General features: G+C 59.1%; 14 protein-coding genes and 1 pseudogene. 12 read left to right on the top strand and 3 right to left on the bottom strand.

Annotated features, from left to right (window positions below; translation table 11 throughout):
• Nucleotides 1–2: 2 nt before the first annotated feature.
• Nucleotides 3–1274, bottom strand: a complete 1272-nt coding sequence (locus tag THECO_RS20285; RefSeq protein WP_015253161.1) for an S-layer homology domain-containing protein — start codon at nt 1272–1274, stop codon at nt 3–5.
• Between the two features lie 208 nt (nt 1275–1482).
• Here THECO_RS20285 and THECO_RS00705 point away from each other — a divergent pair, with 208 nt between their 5' ends.
• The 9 genes and pseudogenes from THECO_RS00705 (at nt 1483) to THECO_RS00665 (ending at nt 13507) form a co-directional block, all read left to right on the top strand.
• Nucleotides 1483–2952, top strand: a complete 1470-nt coding sequence (locus tag THECO_RS00705) for an IS1380-like element ISPaen1 family transposase (protein WP_015253160.1) — start codon at nt 1483–1485, stop codon at nt 2950–2952.
• 317 nt (nt 2953–3269) lie between these two features.
• Nucleotides 3270–4627: pseudogene (locus THECO_RS00700) on the top strand (IS4 family transposase).
• Between the two features lie 172 nt (nt 4628–4799).
• Nucleotides 4800–5582 (top strand): hypothetical protein, encoded by a 783-nt coding sequence (locus THECO_RS20280; protein ID WP_015253158.1) that lies wholly within the window; start codon nt 4800–4802, stop codon nt 5580–5582.
• A 169-nt stretch (nt 5583–5751) separates the two neighbouring features.
• Nucleotides 5752–7305, top strand: a complete 1554-nt coding sequence (locus THECO_RS00690) for a M23 family metallopeptidase (RefSeq protein ID WP_015253157.1) — start codon at nt 5752–5754, stop codon at nt 7303–7305.
• A 145-nt stretch (nt 7306–7450) separates the two neighbouring features.
• A complete protein-coding gene (gene yycF / locus THECO_RS00685) occupies nt 7451–8200 on the top strand; it encodes a response regulator YycF (RefSeq protein WP_015253156.1) in 750 nt (249 codons plus the stop codon).
• Nucleotides 8197–10041: a cell wall metabolism sensor histidine kinase WalK gene (gene walK, locus THECO_RS00680; RefSeq protein WP_015253155.1), complete on the top strand. Its 1845-nt coding sequence runs from the start codon at nt 8197–8199 to the stop codon at nt 10039–10041. Before yycF ends, walK begins: the two co-directional genes overlap by 4 nt.
• Nucleotides 10038–11675, top strand: a complete 1638-nt coding sequence (locus THECO_RS00675) for a YycH family regulatory protein (RefSeq protein WP_015253154.1) — start codon at nt 10038–10040, stop codon at nt 11673–11675. The genes walK and THECO_RS00675 overlap by 4 nt, the downstream gene beginning before the upstream one ends.
• Before the next feature lie 161 nt (nt 11676–11836).
• Nucleotides 11837–12610 carry a two-component system regulatory protein YycI gene (gene yycI, locus THECO_RS00670; protein WP_015253153.1) on the top strand — a complete coding sequence of 258 codons (774 nt, stop codon included), beginning with the start codon at nt 11837–11839 and terminating at the stop codon, nt 12608–12610.
• A gap of 81 nt (nt 12611–12691) precedes the next feature.
• Entirely contained in the window at nt 12692–13507 is an 816-nt protein-coding gene (locus THECO_RS00665) for an MBL fold metallo-hydrolase (protein ID WP_015253152.1), read from the top strand.
• Here the strand turns inward: THECO_RS00665 and THECO_RS00660 are convergent.
• Nucleotides 13467–13724: a hypothetical protein gene (locus THECO_RS00660; RefSeq protein ID WP_015253151.1), complete on the bottom strand. Its 258-nt coding sequence runs from the start codon at nt 13722–13724 to the stop codon at nt 13467–13469. The genes THECO_RS00665 and THECO_RS00660 overlap by 41 nt on opposite strands.
• A 202-nt stretch (nt 13725–13926) precedes the next feature.
• Between THECO_RS00660 and THECO_RS00655 the strand changes: the two genes are divergently transcribed.
• The 3 genes from THECO_RS00655 to ltrA all read left to right on the top strand — a co-directional run bounded on the left by THECO_RS00655 (nt 13927) and on the right by ltrA (nt 17375).
• The gene (locus THECO_RS00655; protein WP_015253150.1) at nt 13927–15276 is read left to right on the top strand and encodes a S1C family serine protease; all 1350 of its coding nucleotides are present in this window, start codon (nt 13927–13929) and stop codon (nt 15274–15276) included.
• A 73-nt stretch (nt 15277–15349) separates the two neighbouring features.
• Nucleotides 15350–15517, top strand: coding sequence for a CxxH/CxxC protein (locus THECO_RS00650; RefSeq protein WP_015253149.1), 168 nt, complete (start codon nt 15350–15352; stop codon nt 15515–15517).
• Between the two features lie 466 nt (nt 15518–15983).
• On the top strand, nt 15984–17375 hold the full coding sequence (gene ltrA, locus THECO_RS00645) for a group II intron reverse transcriptase/maturase (protein ID WP_015253148.1): 1392 nt from the start codon (nt 15984–15986) through the stop codon (nt 17373–17375).
• A gap of 95 nt (nt 17376–17470) precedes the next feature.
• Here the strand turns inward: ltrA and THECO_RS00640 are convergent, their stop codons facing one another.
• Complete coding sequence (locus tag THECO_RS00640; RefSeq protein ID WP_015253147.1) at nt 17471–18322, bottom strand: aldo/keto reductase; 852 nt, start codon at nt 18320–18322, stop codon at nt 17471–17473.
• Nucleotides 18323–18340 lie beyond the last annotated feature (18 nt).

Genomic DNA, 18340 nt, shown 5'->3' with positions numbered 1-18340 from the left:
CGTCACTCCTTGATGTTAAAATCGTAATTCCAGAAGAAGGTTGAATACACATGCCCCACTCGCATATCCGTCAGCGTATCCGGAAGAGTGACCATGTTGCCGAGTTCGATATCCGCGTAACCGCGATACCACCGTCCGATTTCGAATCCTTCCTTTGGCTGAAATGACATGAAGAACACGTCTTTCGGATTTTTCGCATCGACAATTTTAAACTCCACTTTGGCCCGAATGAACGTGCGATACAAATCGTCATTGACGATGATGGATGGCTCCAACCGGACGTTGCCAATGATCCGGATTTTCTCTTTCCGTACTTTCTCGGCGTAACGGGTGTAGAAACTGTCGATGGCATCTCTCCGGGCAAAATAATTGCCTAGATCGCCCATCTCCTTCACCCAACGCTCGTCAATCGTCCGGTAATCGACGTTCACCGCCATATTCAGCCACTGCTCCGCGTTGGGCAACCACTTGTCGATGTTTTCCCGTTTGTAGGACTTCAATCGTTCATGGAACTGCCTTGAAGTTTCGCCCAATCCATTCGGAAAGAACTTCTTGTTGTATCCCATCTCGTACATGGCGTTCGGGATGCCTTCGAGGATATACGGATACTCCGTCGCGTTTTTCGGAAGATTCGTCGTCCGAATAACTCGTCCCCACGGATCGGCTTTCAGCCCTTTCGCCTTCGCGTGTGCTGCGGCATCGACAGGCAACCCGTTTCCGGAACGTAACGCCAAAAGCCGCTCAATGAACGCCGCAGCTTCGGCGCGAGATGTGTGGCTGCTCAGTCTCAGATCTCCGTCGAGTCCTCGCAGTAACCCTGTCTCCGTCGCCAGTCGAACTAATTCGATTTCTTCCTTGTCGATATGTGCTGTATCCAGCGCCTTGACCGACAGCCGAATCAGCTCAAGCCGGGTAATCGGAGCGTCGTAATTGAGGAAGTGAAAGTCATCATCCTCCAAAATACCAGCTTTGCGCAGCGCATTGTCGTATGACTGGTACCACGGCTGACTGAGCCCTTCAGGCTGAAGTTTCAGCGCTACGGCCAGCATCTTGACGAACTCGGAGCGTGCAACATCCTGATTGGGACGGAACTTCCCATCGGGATATCCAGAGACATACCCTTTGGACACGGCGCTTTCAATCACCGATCTCGCCCAATGCTCCTTCCCCACGTCCGGGAACATCTGGCCGCTTTCCTCTGCTTCCGCTGCAACATTAATAGAAGTAAGCGATATAATGGCAACAACCCCGAAAATCAGCAGTTTCTTGAACATCTGATAATAGCACTCCTTTGCGTCATCTTACTGTTTAACATGAATTCGGAATGTAGCCTAGCCAAAATCTGAGAGATTCACGTTGTGACAAGGCATTTTCGTCATAAAAAGTTGCCAATTTTTTTGCAAAATAAACAGGACACTGCAAGCCTCTTGTCAAAGGTTAAACCACCACGAATAACCAACGAGAGGAAGTGTCCCTAGCAACATGGTACCACAAGCAACCAACCATGCGCCGGAACGAAAATCACGCCGCGAACGCCGAATTGAAATTCTTGCGGAGCGTCGCCGAATCAAGCAGATCATGAAGAAGTTGAGACCGGTCACATTCGACAACAACACCGTCACGGAAGCCGGGAACTTCCAGTTCCTTGCCAGGTTCAAGGAACTCATCGGTCTGGACACCCTTATCGAGAGTCACGTTCATCTGGAACAAAAAGCCAACTGTGTCTACACGGCCGAAAAGCTCGTCGATCACCTGCTGGACTGCGCGCTGCTCGGCCACACACGTTTTTCACATATGAATGCCCTGCAGTCGGACCCTGGTTACCAGATCGTTACCGGCATCGAGCGTTTTCCTGACGAAAGCACCTTTCGCAATTTCCTGGGCAAACTCACCTGGAGCCATCTGATTCAGCTTGTCGCGTTAAACCGGGATTTGCTGGCACATAAGGCGCGGACGGGCGAAAAGCGCCTGGTCTGGATCGACATCGACGACACGGTCATCACGCTGTTCGGGGAGCAGGAAGGCGCGACAAACGGCTACAATCCGCGTTACCACGGACGTCCCTCGTACAAGATCCGGGTTGCTTTCATCGCCGGAAGCGGCGAGCTGATCCACTTGCAACTGAATCCCGGCAACATGAACGGCATGAAGGATTTGCTCTCGTTCGTTAAAGAAGTCGAAGCGATGCTGCCGCCGGAATGGATCGTCGAAGGCATCCGGGCCGACTGCGGTTTTGCCGACGAAGCTGTCATGGCGTACGCCGAAGAACGCGGCTGGCAGTACATCTTCAAGCTCCCGAAGAAAGCGACCGTCAAGAAGGCCATCGCTTATCTGCAGCAGCATCCCGCCTTTTGGGAGACGCTGAACGAAAAGGAAGAGCACATTACGTTCGCAGACGAGGATGATCGTTGGGCTGCTGCCGACATCCCGATTCTCCTTACCAACTGGGAGAAAGCCAGGCGCTGTGTCATCTACCGGGAAGCCCACGAAACCGAGCGTACAACCGATGGCCAATTGACGATGGCTCTCACGACCTATTCCTTCCAAGCCATTGTCACCAATACCGATCTCAAGCCGCTCATGCTGCTTCGCTCGTACAACAAGCGCGCCAACATCGAGAATCGCATCGATGAATTGAAAGAAGGTTATGCGGTGGAACAAAACAGCCAACATTCCATGCTCCGCAACCTGCTGTTCAGCTGGATCAAGGCCATTGCCTACAACGTGATGGTCTGGTTCAAACAGACGCTGATGCCGGAAACCTTGCAGCGGTGCGAAGTCCAAACGATTCGCCGAGCGGTGATCCGGGTACCCGGCAATGTGGTCGGCTCCGGTCGCTACCAGCATATCCGGCTTGCGCCGAATCCGACGCTCGCTGGAATCGTCGATGCGATGCAGCAAAAGCTCAGAGCATTGGCCATAAGCTTCATTCCGACTCTACATGCGGCCTAACGGTTCGATTCATCCCTGGCCATAACGGCATTTCGACCTGTAAAAATCAGGTCTTCTTTGGGTTGTGCAAAAAAACGCAGGATCACATCAGAACGTAAGAAGACTTAAAAGCCCGGCTCCAAAAACGCATTGAAACAGGCATTCCGTAGTGCGATGGCGGGTTATCCACAGGCCTGAGTTATCCACATTCCGATTTCATGTTGAAATGACTAGGATTTCTTATTGAAAAATCTCGTTCTTGACAGAAAAACACCTTTCCGTTTGGTAAAATGGAAGTGGATAGTCTTCCCATCCCAAACAGAAAGGTGCGTAACTCTATGGTACAACACAACTTCCTGTCTGAAAAGGGCCAAGAACGAATCTCGGCTTTATTTTCCGCTTTGCAAATCGGACAACTGTTGCGTAAAGTCGGCATTTCGAAGTCGTTCGGCTTATCCAGTCTAATGATCTTTCGGTTGATCTTTACGCTCGTGTTTGAAGGGCGCAATTGGTTTCGTCTTCTGCATAGCGACCGCCGCCAGTCGTTGCCTGGCAAAGATGTAGTCTATCGATTCTTAAACCATCCACGCTTTGCCTGGCGACGATTTTTGCATGCCTTGAGTCTGAAGGTCGTTCAGCATTTTGATTCCTTAACCTCTTCGTCCCGCGTTCGGACGTTCATCATTGATGATTCGGTTCTTCGCAGGGATCGCAGCAAGAAAGCCGAGTTGCTTGCCCGCATCTTCGATCATACGACGGGGAGATATGCTCGCGGCTACAACATGCTCACGCTCGGATGGTCGGATGGCTTCAGCTTTGCGCCCATCGATTTTGTCATGCTCAGCTCGGCCAAGCTGACGAATCGCTTTTGCGAGATGAAGGAACGTCTGTCCAAGCGTACCCAAGGCTACAAACGCCGCATCGAGGCGCTTTCACGCAAACCGGATGCCGTGGCGGCTCTGCTTGATCGAGCGATTCAGGCTGGATTTAGCGCTGACTTTGTCCTGATGGACAGTTGGTTTACCCAAGCGCCTCTGTTGCGTGAACTGATGGCGAAAGGTCTGCATGTCATTGGGATGGTCAAGGCGATGAAACAACGATACCGGTTCGACGGAAAAAGCCTGACGCTCCATGAACTGTATGCCCTGTTGCCAAAGCAGAAAAACAAAGAAATCCTTGGCTCGGTCATCGTTCAAACCGCCTGCGGTTTGCCGATCAAACTGGTCTTTGTGCAAAACCGCCATCGGCGGCGGGATTGGCTGGTTCTGCTCAGCACCGATTTGACGTTGGAAGAGGCTGAAATCGTTCGCATCTACGGCATGCGTTGGAGCATTGAGACGTTCTTCAAATTTGCCAAATCGTACCTGGACTGGGAACGGAGTTTCAAGGTCGTTCGTTTGATATGCTCATCAGCCACACCACGATCGTGTTTACCCGTTATCTCGTAATGGAATGGGAACGCCGTCACAACAACGACGCGCGGTCGTTGGGCGGTCTGTTTTTCCTGTTTTCCGACGAAGTTCGAGACCTGGATCTCAAAACGGCTTTGCAGCATCTGATCGCATTTTTCATGGCGTTCACGGAAGCAAAATCCAAACGGGATCAGTCTGCCGTTGTATGTCAACTCCAGCAATGGATTGCGAGTTTGCCCAATTATATCAAGGCTTTGTTCGGAAAATTAAGCTGCGAAAGTTGAGTTCAGAATTAACCGCTATTTCAGAATTAACCGCTATTTTGTCCTTTGGTACAAGCAGTCAATGTTCCGGGTGCATTTATCGTTGCTAAGGGCGAATGGGCGCCGGCATTCCTGTCCATAATGGTAAAAATAGCCTGAAGCGTACCATGCAGGACAGGAAGGAAGATGCAACATGTGGAAAATGTTCAGCTGGCTGTGGAAGGCGGCGGCGGCCGCGCTCCTCGCCAGTTTTCTCGCGATCTGGACGACCGGCTACATCGTGAACAGTTATGTGGCAGCGCTGCTGGAAGAATACGAGATTCCGCTGGAGAAGCCGCCGTTCGCGCTCTCCGGCATGTGGGGCCGGCTGTGGGGCGTGGACGCGGGCGCGGAGGAGCCGCAGAGCGGACTAACCGCGGCCGAGGCGCCGGATCGGGGACAGACCGGCGGACAGCCGGAAGCGGACGGCGCGTGGAGCCGTTCCGGCGGCGAAGGCAGTGCGGCGGAGCCGGCCGGCGAGAAGCAGGAGCCGGGAGCCGGCGGCACGGGTTCGGGCGACGGCAGCTCAGGATTGCATGAAGGCACAGTCGGCGGCCCGGAAGGTGAAGAACCGCCGGGCGGCGCGTCCGGAGAGCAGCCGGGGAATGAAGGCGAAGGCGGCGAAGCATCCGGCGCGACAGAGGAATCCGGCTTCGGCACGGGGCCGGAAGCGCACGGCGGCGCCGGCGCGTCCGGCGGCACGGTCGTCTCGACCGAAGATCTGCTCGAGGCGAAATCACGGCTCACCGATGACGAACGGAACCGGCTGTTCGCGATTCTGGTCGGGAAGGTGCCGCAGGAGGAGTGGCAGCGAATCTCCGAATTCACGGAGGGAGGCCTGACGGCGGAAGAGCTGCTGCAAGTGCAGCAAATCGTCGCCGCATACCTCGACCGTTCGGAATATGACGAATTGATGGGAATTCTGAACAAATTCTGAGAAAAATCTGAGGAAATATTAATCGTGCTCGGGATATTCCGGCATTGCTCGGCTTTGGAAGCCTGTGCTACAGTTATAGGCGTGACGACATGAATGGGTCGTTGCGCCTATATTTTTTAGATTTTGACAAACCGATCCAGAATCGGATGCATCGATGAAGGAGACGATCATGACCGATTACAGGAAACCGATCCGGGCCGCCGGGGAGAAGGTTCGCGCCTTCGGCACGCGGATGGCAGCCCGGGTTCAGGTCTGGAAAGGCAAGATTCGGAGATTCATCAAACCGGCTGGAAGCGCGTTCTCCCGGACAGGCGTCAGACGGGCGCTGCTGGCGGGCTGCTCGTTCGTCATCCTGGCCGGAGGGGCGGCCTACGGTCACCATTATGTGAAAGCCAATACCGTGTCCTACTATGAGCTGTACCGGGACGGCGAACTGATCGGCACGGTCGAATCGAAAGAAGCCGTCGAAGCGTTCCTCAGCGGCAAGCGGGAAGAGCTGGCGGCGGCGAACCCGGGCATTACGATGGAGCTCGAGACCGGCGAGCTGACCTACGTGGAACGGAGCGAGTACAAGGCGCAGCCGGAGACGGAGGCGTCGCTCGCGGCTCTCGAAGAATTGCTGGACAGCCACGCCGTCGGCGTCGAAGTGAAGGTGAACGGGAAGCTGATCGGAGTGGTGCCGGACGAGGAGACGGCGCGGCAGGTGCTCGACCGGATCAAGTCAGAATTCGCTCCGGAAGCCGCGGACGAAGCCGGCGATGCGGCCGTCAGGCAGCCGGAAGTGACGGCGCTGGCGTACGCGGGAAATGCGGAAGCGGAGCCCAAGGCAGAGGTCGAATCGGTCCGGATCGTGGAGCAGGTCGATACGGGCCGGGTGGAGATCGATCCCGCGCGCATTTCCGATGCCGACACGCTCTATGAGCGGCTGGTGACGGGCACGACGAAGAAGACGACGTATGTCGTGCAGAAAGGCGATTGCATCGGCTGCATTGCGAGCAAGTTCGATATTTCCCCCGAGATCATCTACAAGAACAACCCGCAGATCGAAGACGATCTGATCCGTGTCGGCGACGTGCTGGATCTCACGGTATTGAAGCCGCAAGTGACGGTCGAGACGGTGGAGCGGGTATCGGAGATCGAAGAGATTGAGCCGGAAGTGATCATCCGGAAGAACGACGAGATGCGGGCCGGCCAGCAGAAGACGATTCAGGCCGGCGTGCCGGGTACGAAGCGCGTGACCTACCGCCTCGCGAAGCAGAACGGCTACCTGATGAGCGAGGAAATCGTGGACGAGCAGGTGCTTGAACCTGCGGTGCCGGCCATCATCATGAAAGGCACGAAGGTCATCCGCGGCGAAGGCTCGGGCAAGTTCGCCTGGCCGGTCAGCGGAGCGAAGATTACGAGCAAATTCGGCAAGCGCTGGGGACGGCAGCACAAGGGCATCGACATGATCGGCGGCAAGTCGATCCTCGCGTCGGATACCGGGGTTGTCAAGTTCGCCGGGAAGAAGAACGGTCTGGGCAACGCCATCATCATCGATCATAAGAACGGCTACGAGACGGTCTACGGCCATCTCAGCAAGATCGACGTGAAGAAAGGCCAGATTGTCGAAAAAGGCGAGAAAATCGGCGTCATGGGCAACACCGGAAATTCGACGGGGACGCATCTGCATTTCGAAATCCACAAGAACGGCACGCCGAAAAATCCGCTCAACTATCTGTGACCGCGAGAAACTGTCGTGAAGCATCACTCCTTCGGGGTGATGCTTCTTTGCGTTAAAGCGGCAGACGACACAATCGGCGGGACTCGTCCGTCCGGATATGATACACTGATAGCAAAGAATCTTGACGTGAACGGCGGTGATGGGCATGCAAGGCAAAATTCTGGTCGTGGATGACGAACAGCCGATTGCGGATATCCTGAAGTTCAATCTGGAGAAGGAAGGATACGAAGTCATTTGCGCGTTCGACGGCGGACAGGCCGTGGAGCTGGCGTTCAGCGAGCAGCCGGATCTCATCCTGCTCGATCTGATGCTGCCGGTGAAGGACGGCATGGACGTCTGCCGCGAAGTGCGCGCCCGCATGCAGACGCCGATCATCATGCTTACGGCGAAAGACACGGAGCTGGACAAGGTGCTCGGCCTCGAGCTGGGCGCCGACGATTATGTGACGAAGCCGTTCAGCACGCGCGAGCTGCTCGCACGGGTGAAGGCGCATCTGCGGCGCCAGCGGAAGCTGCAGGAGGCCGCGGCGGGCGGCGGCGCGGATGAAGCGGAACGGCAGCCGGAAAGGCAAGGGCTGAAAATTTTCAATCTGTTCATCGATACGGACATGTACGTCGTGTACAAGAACGGCGAGCCGCTCGATCTGACGCACCGCGAGTTCGAGCTCGTCCATTATCTCGCGCGCAACTGCGGCAAGGTGATGACGCGCGAACATTTGCTGCAGGCGGTGTGGGGGTTTGAATATTTCGGCGATGTGCGCACGGTCGACGTGACGATTCGCCGGCTCCGCGAGAAGATCGAGGACGATCCGAGCCGGCCGGAATACATTCTGACCCGCCGCGGGCTCGGCTACATGATGCGCAACCCGAAAGCGGGAGGCTTCGCGGGCGCATGAAGCGGACGCGCTTCTTCCACACGATCCAGGTCAAGCTGATCATCATCTACGTGCTGCTCATCCTGATCGCCATGCAGCTTATCGGGGTCTATTTCATCAGCACGACGAAAAATTCGCTGACGCGGTCGTTCTCGGACAATCTGAACGATCAGGTCAACATGCTCACCGTGCTGGTGGAGGACTCGCTGACCTCGGAACGCGCGGAAGCGGGCGAGGCGGCCGATGCGGAAGTGGCGGAAGATCTGGGCAACCTGGTCAGCTCGCTGTTCAATATCAGCCAGGCCGAGATTCAGGTGCTGGACGCCAGCGGCCGGGTGCTCGCGACGTCGGAACCCGACCGGCGGGACATCATCGGACGCAAAAATACGACGCTCGCCGTCAGCCGTGCGCTGCAGGGCATCCGGGACAACGAGGAGGAGATCATCGACGCGGACAATGTACGCAAGAAAGTGATCGCCCGCCCCGCCTTCGATACATCGCGGGGGCAGAGCCGGGTGATCGGGGTCGTCTACGTCGTCGCGTCGATGGAAGATCTGTACGCCACCATGCGGGGGATCAACCGGATTTTCGTCACGGGGATGCTGATCGCCCTCGGCCTGACCGGCGTGCTCGGCGTGCTGCTCGCCCACACGATCACGAATCCGATCAAGGGGCTGACCCGCCAGGCGACGGCCGTGGCGGAAGGCCGGTTCGACGAGCAGGTGCCGGTCTATGGCGATGACGAGATCGGGCGGCTCAGCGAAGCGTTCAACTACATGACCGGCCGTCTGCAGGAAGCGCTGTCCGCGAACGAGGAAGAGAAGGAGAAGCTGGCGTCGATTCTCGCCAACATGAGCGACGGCGTCGTCGCCGCGGACGAGAACGGGCAGGTCATCGTCACGAACCGCCGGGCCCGCGAGATGCTCGGGGTGAGGCAAGCGCTCGGCAAGCCGATGGACGAGCTGCTCGGCATTCCGAAGGACCAGCTGCACAAGCTGCAGACGGGCGTCGAGCATTCGACCATCGTTGTGCGGCCGCTTCCGGACGACGGCGGGGAGTGGCTGATGCATGTGACGCTGACGCCGATCTATCGCCGCGACCGGACAATCTCCGGCGCCATCGCGGTGCTGCACGATGTCACGGAGCAGGAGCAGCTTGAGCGTTCGCGGCGGGAGTTCGTCGCGAACGTCTCGCACGAACTGCGCACGCCGCTGACGACGATCAAGAGCTACGTCGAGGCGCTCGACGACGGCGCGCTCGAAGAGCCGGAGCTGGCGAAGCGGTTCGTCGGCGTCATCCGCGGCGAATCGAACCGGATGATCCGGCTCGTGAACGACCTGCTGCATCTGTCCCGGCTCGATTCGAACCAGGAGCGGCTCCGGCCGATCGAGGTCAACGTGCGGGAGATGCTGGAAGAGGTGTCGGACCGTTTTTCGTTCCAGATGAAGCAGAAGGGCATCGGCGGATCGGTGCTGATCGAGGACGGCATCGAGACGGCGTGGTTCGACCGGGACCAGATCGACCAGGTGCTCGACAATCTGATGTCCAACGCCATCAAATATACGCAGGACGGCGGCCATATCGAGATCGCCGCCCGGAAGCCCACGCCCGACACGGTGTCCATCAGCGTGAAAGACAACGGCATGGGGATACCGGAGAAGGACCAGGCCCGCATCTTCGAACGGTTCTACCGGGTCGACAAGGCGCGCTCCCGGAACATGGGCGGCACGGGGCTGGGCCTTTCCATTGCCCGGGAAATTATCAAGGCGCACGGCGGCACGATCGAGCTGGAGTCGGAATTGAACCGCGGCACGACCGTGACGTTCACGCTGCCGCTTCGCCGGGGAGGTGACGCGGAATGATGGAGAAGCTCAAGACCGCGCTTCTGATCGGTCTCGTCATTCTCAGTCTGGTGCAGAGCTATCTGCTCGTCTACAGCTTCCCCGAGATCGGCGCGACCGTCCGCACGGAGCAGGAATACATCTCACCCGAACAGATGGGCGATCCGCTGCGCATCGACGAAGTGCTGTACCCCGAGGACATGGTGCTGCACATGGGCGGCGACCGGCACGCGGTCCTCTATCCGGAGACCAGTTATTACATCCGGATTTATGATCAGATCACGGCCGGCGAATACCGCAACTTCCAGCGGATTCCCTACGCGATGCGCGACTGGGACGAGCTCAGGCGGAACACGCAGGGCGTCGAACTGCGGTACGGCGGCGCCATGCCCGTCGCGCTGCTGCAGAAAACGATGCAGATCGACGGCGACATTCTGTTCCTGAACGATGCCATCGACCGCATCTGGTTGATAAGGCGGAATTTCCCCGGGAGAAGCGCGGCGGAAATCTATTTCTTCAGCGCGGACGGGGAGACGGTGTACATGGCCGCCCGGTCGCCGCTCACCGCTGACGAGATCTCGGATCTCGCCGGGCTGGGCCGCTATATGCCGGCTTACACGCACTGGCGCGGCGACATTTATCTGCCGGAAGAACCGGTCGAGACGGTCGCGTATACGTTCGGGTACACGACATTCTCGCCGCAGCAGATGCAGCGCAGCCTGTTCTTCGATCCGAACAAGACGCGGTACATCGAGGATCGCAGCGGACAGGTCATCTATACGGACGGCAAGCGCGGGCTGCAGCTCGAGTCCGGCGACACGTGGATGGTGTTCACCGACCCGGTGCCGATGCAGGACGGCGCGGACAATCTGGCGGACAACGTGCTGGCGGCGGTCCAGTTCGTCAACCAGCACGGCGGCTGGGACAGCCGATACCGGTTCGTGCCCGGCGCGGTGAGTTCGGACGGGCGGAACATTGTGTTCCAGCAGTACTATGAGCGGTATCCGCTGATCAGCGGCGGCGTCCGGTACGGACAGATCCGGCTGCTGATGCAGCAGGGCACGGCCGTCGTCTATGAGCGGTCGCTGCTCAATCTCGGCGAGCGGCAGAAGGACATCGCGGTCCGCTGGCTGCCGGGCGGGGAGCGGCTTCGGGCGACGCTGGAAACCTTCTCGCGGCTGCGCGAAATCTCGGCGGTATTCCCGGCGCAGTATGTCACGCTCACCGAAGACCGGCGGCTTGTCATGGAGCCGGTGTGGGCGGTGCGGTACACGGACGGCACGGTCCAGTCGGTGGCGAAGGCCGTGATGGATGCGGCCGCTGCTGCTTCGGCCGATGGCGGCGCGGAAACGACCGGGCAGCCCTCCGGGGAACATCGCGCGGAGGACGGGGCGAATGCGGAAAATGCGTCCGAAGGCGAAGCCGCAGATTCGGTTGCCGTGATGCGGCAAGCGGACAGCGCCGATGAAGCGGGCGGAGCGGAAGGCGCGGAAGCCGGCGCCGCAGAGCCGGCCGCCGGCGAAGAAGGCGCGGCCGATGACGCGGCGGGCGCAACCGGCGAAGCGGAGCGGGAAGGCGGCACGGCGGAAGAGGAGGGCGAGCCGTCCGAGCCCGACGTTCCGCAGGCGGATGCGCCGCTCGAGGCCGCGGGCTGACCGCTCCGTGTCCGCGGCGGAAAGCGGGCAGGCGGCCGGCGCGCGCGTTCGGCCTTGCTTCCGGCGGACAAGGCCGCGCTGAAGAACGGCCGGCGTGCGGAGACGAGCCGGCGCGGTTCGGGAAAGCAGGATGCCGTGATGATGCGGGAGGTGGATGCGCAATGGATTGGGGCCGGGCGAAAAGCGTGCTGATTTTCTCGTTCCTGGTGCTCAATGTGCTGCTCGGATACCAGCTATGGCTCAATGTCCGCGATCAGGTCAATCCGAACGTCGATCTGACCGCGCTGCCCGAGGATACGCTGCGCATCATGCAGGAGAAGGGCATCACGATCACGGCCAGCGTGCCGGGCGGCACGCCGAAGATGGGCGATCTGCAGTTTCGCTATGACGGGCGAAGAGGCGCATCCGACAAAATTCCCCTCGATCCGCAGGTCGACAGCAGGATTGTGTTCTCCGAACGCGAATTAGTAGAAGGATTGGGGAATATCATCACCGATCTGGAGCTGTACCGGTTCGATCCGGCGCTCCAGACGGACGAGGCGTTCGTCTTCACCCGCATTGCCGCGGACGGCCGGCCGATCTTCGATGTGAAGCTTGAGCTGTACTACAGCAACCAGAAGATCGTCGCCTACCGGCAGGATCGCATCGAGCCGGTCATCAGCGAAGATTACGAGCGGCAGACGGTGCTGCCCGCCTCCAAGGCGCTGGCGCCGCTGATCGACAACTATCTGCAGCCGGGCGCGGTCATCAAGGAGATCCAACTCGGTTATCACGGGCAGTTGTTCAATACGGACGATATCCAGGCGGCGGAGCCTTCATGGCGGGTATTGCTTGAAGACGGATCGGTTTACTACATCAACGCCATCAGCGGCGCGGTGGCCACCGAGCAGGATGCGGCCGCGGCCGAAACGGACGGGAAAGCGGACGGCGTCTGAACGGATAAACGGACAGCCGGGGCGCCGCCCCATATTGCACAACACAGCGGATGCACGAATTACGGGAGAGGACAGAATCGGATGGGGCTTCGATTTACGATATTGGCCAGCGGATCAACGGGCAACGCGACCATCGTCCAGACGGACGATGTGACGTTGCTGATCGATGCGGGACTGAGCGCGAAGAAGCTGGAGGAACGGATGCGCGAGCGCGGCATCGACGCCTCCGACATCGACGCGGCGTTCGTGACGCACGAGCATGCGGATCATGTGAAAGGGCTGGGCGCCTTCGCCCGCAAATATGAGCTGCCCGTGTACGCGAACGAAGCGACCTGGTCGGCGATGGAGCGGCAGACCGCCGGCATTGCCGACGCGAACCGGAAAATCGTCGCGACGGGCGGGGAGATCGAATTCGGCGGGCTGGTCGTCCGTTCGTACCCGATCTCGCACGATGCGGCGGAACCGGTCGGGTACTGTTTTCATGAGGGCGGGTACAAGCTCAGTCTGGTGACGGATCTCGGGTACTTCAGCGACAAGGTGAAGGAAGCGGTGATCGATTCCGATGTGGTGGTGCTCGAGGCCAATCACGACGTCGAAATGCTGCGGATGGGTCGCTATCCGTGGAATATCAAGCGCCGCATCCTGAGCGATGTCGGCCATCTGTCGAACGAAGCGGCGGGCGAGGCGCTGGCCGAGCTGATGACGGACCGGACGAAGCGCGTTTATCTCGCCCACCTCAGTCTGGACCACAATATGCAGGATCTGGCGCGGATGACGGTGGAGTCTATTCTGGAAAGCCGCGGCATATTTTTGAAGAAGGATGATGACGTCCTGAAGCCGACCTGGCATGACCGGGCTACGCCTTGGGACGATGTGACGAGGCGCGTGATCGGGTAGCGCGGGCGGCGCGGAGCGAGGCTTCGGCTTCCCGGTCCAGACGGGCGGCGCGCTCCTCCAGTTCGCCCGGCCTGAGAAAACCGCGTGCCTCGAGGGCATCGGCCAGCGCGCTGACCGCAAGCAGCAGCCGGTAATGCTGTTCCTTCAGATCGGCCAGCGCGGCGGCCAGGTTCACATGGTCCCATGCGCGATCCGGGGCGGGGGACGTTTGCTTCATGAACGGTCAGCTCCTTCGATTGGGAAAATGCGTCTTTTGACCCAACTACCAGTGCTTTTCGCCGCAGGAAAGTTTCGGAAGACGGATGTCAGACGCCCAAAAATCGTTTATGCTTATCATTGTAGCCCGAGCAGCGGAAATCATTCCAATCCACTGGGAAAAAGGTGTATGCGCCTCGGCCATCGAGAGGAGCGACTGACAGATGAGCTTGTTCGACGACGATTTCTATTCGACTCGTGTCTCCCGGCGCGCACGGGAAGACGGGAGACGGGACTGGCGTTTCGGCGGCCGCGGCGGATGGCGCAGATGGCGGGGCGAGGGCGGACTGCGCCCGGTTCATCTGGCTTTTATTTCCTCGATGGTGAGCGCCCTCGGCGCGGTGCTGCTTTTCGGCTTGATCTTCGGATTCGGGCGGGGCGGCGGCGGATCGGGCGCCGTCGTCAGCGTGGCGGGCGTCTCCTCCGCCGATACGGCGGAACGGATCGTGCAGGCGGCGTCCCGGGTGGAGCCCGCGGTCGTCAGCATTATCAATGAACAGATGCTGCCGGCGGGCGGGCGCTTCTTCCGGCCGGAGAAAGACCGCGATCCGGATGAGGAATTGACGCTGCAGCAGGCCAGTCTCGGTTCGGGGGTCATTTTTCGCAAAGCGAACGGCAAAGCAAACATTATTACGAACTATCACGTCGTGGAAGATGCCGACCAGGTGAAGGCGGTGCTGGCAAGCGGCGAAGTGCGCGAAGCGGAGATCGTGGGCAAGGACCAGATCACGGATCTGGCGGTGCTGGAGATCGACGGCGCGGGCATCGAGACGGTGGCGGCGATCGGCGACTCGCGGCAGCTCCGGAACGGAGAGACGGTGATCACGATCGGCAATCCGCTCGGCCTGAACAATTCGCTGACGATGGGCATCGTGAGCAAGAGCCGGCGGATCATCCCGGTATCGCTCGCCCAGAACGGCATCTACGACTGGGAGCAGGAAGTTATCCAGATCAGCGCCCCGATCAACCAGGGGAACAGCGGCGGCGCGCTCGTCAACCTGAGCGGGGAAGTCGTCGGCATCAACAGCATGAAGGTGGCCGATTTCGGCGTGGAAGGCGTCGGCTTCGCGATCCCGATGCACAACGCGATGCCGGTCGTCGAGCAGCTGCTGGATCTCGGCTATGTTCCGCGGCCGTATCTCGGTGTATATACGCTGGATCTTGAACAATACTGGGAACAGCAAGTTTACGAGGAATGGCTGGGAGCGGAAGAAGACGGCGAGGAAGGCGGAGACGCCGCCGAGGAAGACGATCTGAAGCTGCCGGAGGATGTGAAGCGCGGCGTGATCGTGCTGGAAGCGGTCGGCCCGGCGAAAAAGGCGGGGCTCAAGTTCAACGATGTCATCGTCAAGCTCGACGACCAGCCGATCGGCAGCACGATGGAACTGCGCAAGTACCTGTACGGAAGCAAAAAAATCGGCGAGAAAGTGAAAGTGTCGTACTACCGGGGCGGCAAGCTGGAGACGGTGACGGTGGAGCTGGCCGAGAAGATCGACGAAGAGGAAGAGGAATAACCGGCCGGATCATCGGATCCGCTTACGAATACAGAATGGTGAACGAAGCAGAAAGAAGGCGTTGAATCAGCGGATGTACTGCGTATGCAAAGAACATGTGGAACTGGCGATCGACCGGTTCGTCGACGAGTATGAGGACGCGCCGGATCTGGTCGATCTGAACAAGACGGCGTTCGCCGAGTGGGAACCTCCCGCGACGTGCGACATGTGCGAACGGCCGCCGGAAGTTCTGGTGGTATAAGGGGTGAACCCGCGAGCCTGAGAGGCCCGCGGGTTTTGTTGTACGCCCGGCATGGGCGTCATCTCTACGGTGAAAGTCCGGAATGGGGGCTGGCGAGCGCCTACCATTAGCCGAGGGCAAGGGTGTCGGTCGCGAGGCCGAATCTGAAGGAAGCCTAAGGCAAACGCACGGGCCAAGGTACACGAACTGGATTCGAGGCAGGGTTAGTCGGATGAGTTGCCAGCACACAACGAAATCCAAAGCCGCCAAGGACTAATCCTGTAAACTCCAGTGGTCGCGGGCGGAAAGATGACGCTCTTATCCGGGGAGGCCTGCGGAATACGCGAAGTGACTTCATGCGCGAAGTGACTTCGTAACCGCAGCCGGGAGGCTGCGCTGAATCCGCAGGAGTCAGCAGAGGCCATAGTACGCGAGTACGGGACGTAAGGAAAGCGGAAGGGCCAAACCGAAAGGAGAGAGGAAACCGATGCGTTCGCGCGACGGGCATAGACAGCAGAATACCTCGCAAGAGGGCTGCCAGCGGGAGGTAGCGGTGAAGCCGCAAGGGACCGTTGGAGTGCCGAGTCCGTTGCCGGCACAAATCGCCCCTTCCTCTCGCAAAGCACAGGACGACTTGCTGGAGAAGATGCTGGAAAGGGAGAACCTCTTGAAGGCCTACAGGAAAGTGGTACAGAACGGAGGAGCCCCCGGTGTGGACGGGGTAACGGTAACGGAGTTACAAGCTTACCTGAACACACACTGGGAAGCGGTGAAAGCCGCACTCCTTGCGGGAACGTACAGCCCCTTGCCCGTCAGACGGGTGGAAATCCCCAAACCCGGAGGCGGCGTACGGCTGCTCGGCATCCCGACCGCGATGGACCGTCTTCTCCAGCAAGCGCTTCTGCAAGTGATGGAGCCGATCTTCGACCCGCACTTCTCATGGCACAGCTACGGCTTCCGGTCGGGCAAGCGAGCGCACGATGCGGTAAGGCAAGCGCAGCAGTATATCCAAAGCGGCCTCCGCTGGGTCGTGGACATGGATCTGGAGAAGTTCTTCGACCGTGTGAACCACGACATCCTGATGGCAAGAGTGGCGCGGAGGATAGACGACAAGCGCATGCTCAAGCTGATTCGCGCTTACCTGAACGCCGGGGTGATGGCCGGGGGTGTGGTCGTGAGAACGGAAGAAGGCACGCCGCAAGGCGGCCCGCTCAGCCCGTTGCTCGCCAACATCCTGCTGGACGATTTGGACAAAGAACTGACCAGACGAGGACTGCACTTCGTCCGATATGCGGACGATTGCAACATTTTCGTGGCCAGCAAGCGGGCCGGGGAACGGGTCATGGAATCGGTGATCCGATTTGTGGAAGGAAAGCTGAAACTGAAAGTGAATCGGGACAAAAGCGCGGTAGACCGGCCGTGGAACCGAAAGTTCCTCGGCTTCAGCTTCCTGTCGAACAAGCAGGCAACGGTCCGGTTGGCACCCAAGACGATTCAGCGTTTCAAGAAGAAAGTCCGGGAGATAACGGACCGCTCGCGCCCGCTGACGATGGAAGAGAGGATTCACCGACTGAACCGCTTCATGATGGGATGGATCGGTTATTTCCGTCTGGCTGCCGCCAAGAACCACTGTGGTAACCTCGACGCATGGATGCGCAGGCGACTACGCATGTGTCTGTGGAAACAATGGAAGAGACCCAGGACCAGATTGCGTAATCTCCGTGCACTCGGCGTGCCCGAATGGGCGGCTCGAATGATGGCGAACTCACGCCGTGGTCCGTGGGAAATGTCCCGTAACACAAACAATGCCCTTCCGACTTCCTACTGGGAAGCGAAAGGGCTGAAAAGTCTGCTTTCTCGTTACCTGGAACTTTGTTAACCTTACGGAACCGCCGTATGCGGACCCGCATGTACGGTGGTGTGAGAGGTCGGGGGCTAGCCGCCCCCTCCTACTCGATGTGCGCGTCCGCCGGATTACAGATCGACTTTCCAGCTTCCCATCATTTTGGCGACTTCCGGGTCGTGGTACGACAGGAAGAGGGTGTTCCCCGTATCGAGGGTCTTGATGCGTTCCATGTCGTCCGCGTCGAGCTCGAAGTCGAAGATGTTAAAGTTTTCGATGATCCGCTCTTTGCGCACCGATTTCGGAATGACGACAATATTGCGCTGAACCAGCCAGCGCAGCACGACCTGGGCGATCGTCATGTTGTGCTTGGCCGCGATTCGTGCGAGCACTTCATGGCTGAACAGATTGTTCTTGCCTTCGGCGAACGGCGCCCACGACTGATGCTGCACGCCCAGCTCGTTCAGGAAGGCGTTGGTGTCCGCCTGCTGGTAGAACGGGTGCGTCTCGATCTGGTTGACGTGAGGTGTGATTTCGTTGTGCATGACGAGGTCCATCAGGCGATCCGGCAGGAAGTTGCTGACGCCGATGGCACGGATCAAGCCTTCACGGTACAGCTCTTCCATCGCGCGCCAGGTGCCGTAGTAATCGCCGAACGGCTGGTGGATCAGGTACAGGTCGAGATAGTCGAGCTGCAGTTTCTTCAGGGATTTCTCGAAGGCCCGCTTGGCGCTCTCGTAGCCGGCATCCTGGACCCAGATCTTGGTCGTGACGAAGATTTCCTCCCGCGGGATGCCGCTGCGCTTGATCGCCCGCCCGACCGCCTCTTCGTTCAGATAGCCGGCGGCGGTGTCGATCAGGCGGTAACCGGCCATCAGCGCCTCATAGACCGAGTCTTCGGCTTGTTGGGCATCGTTGACCTGCCAGAGTCCGATGCCGATGATCGGCATGTTCACGCCGTTGCTCAGCGTAACGGTTTGCATGGCAATTCCACTCCTGTC

Source organism: Thermobacillus composti KWC4 (genome assembly GCF_000227705.2).
In the GTDB taxonomy this organism is placed as follows: Bacteria; Bacillota; Bacilli; order Paenibacillales; family Paenibacillaceae; genus Thermobacillus; species Thermobacillus xylanilyticus.
Note: the sequence above shows the minus strand (reverse complement) of the source record. Positions and strands in the feature narration are given on the sequence as shown.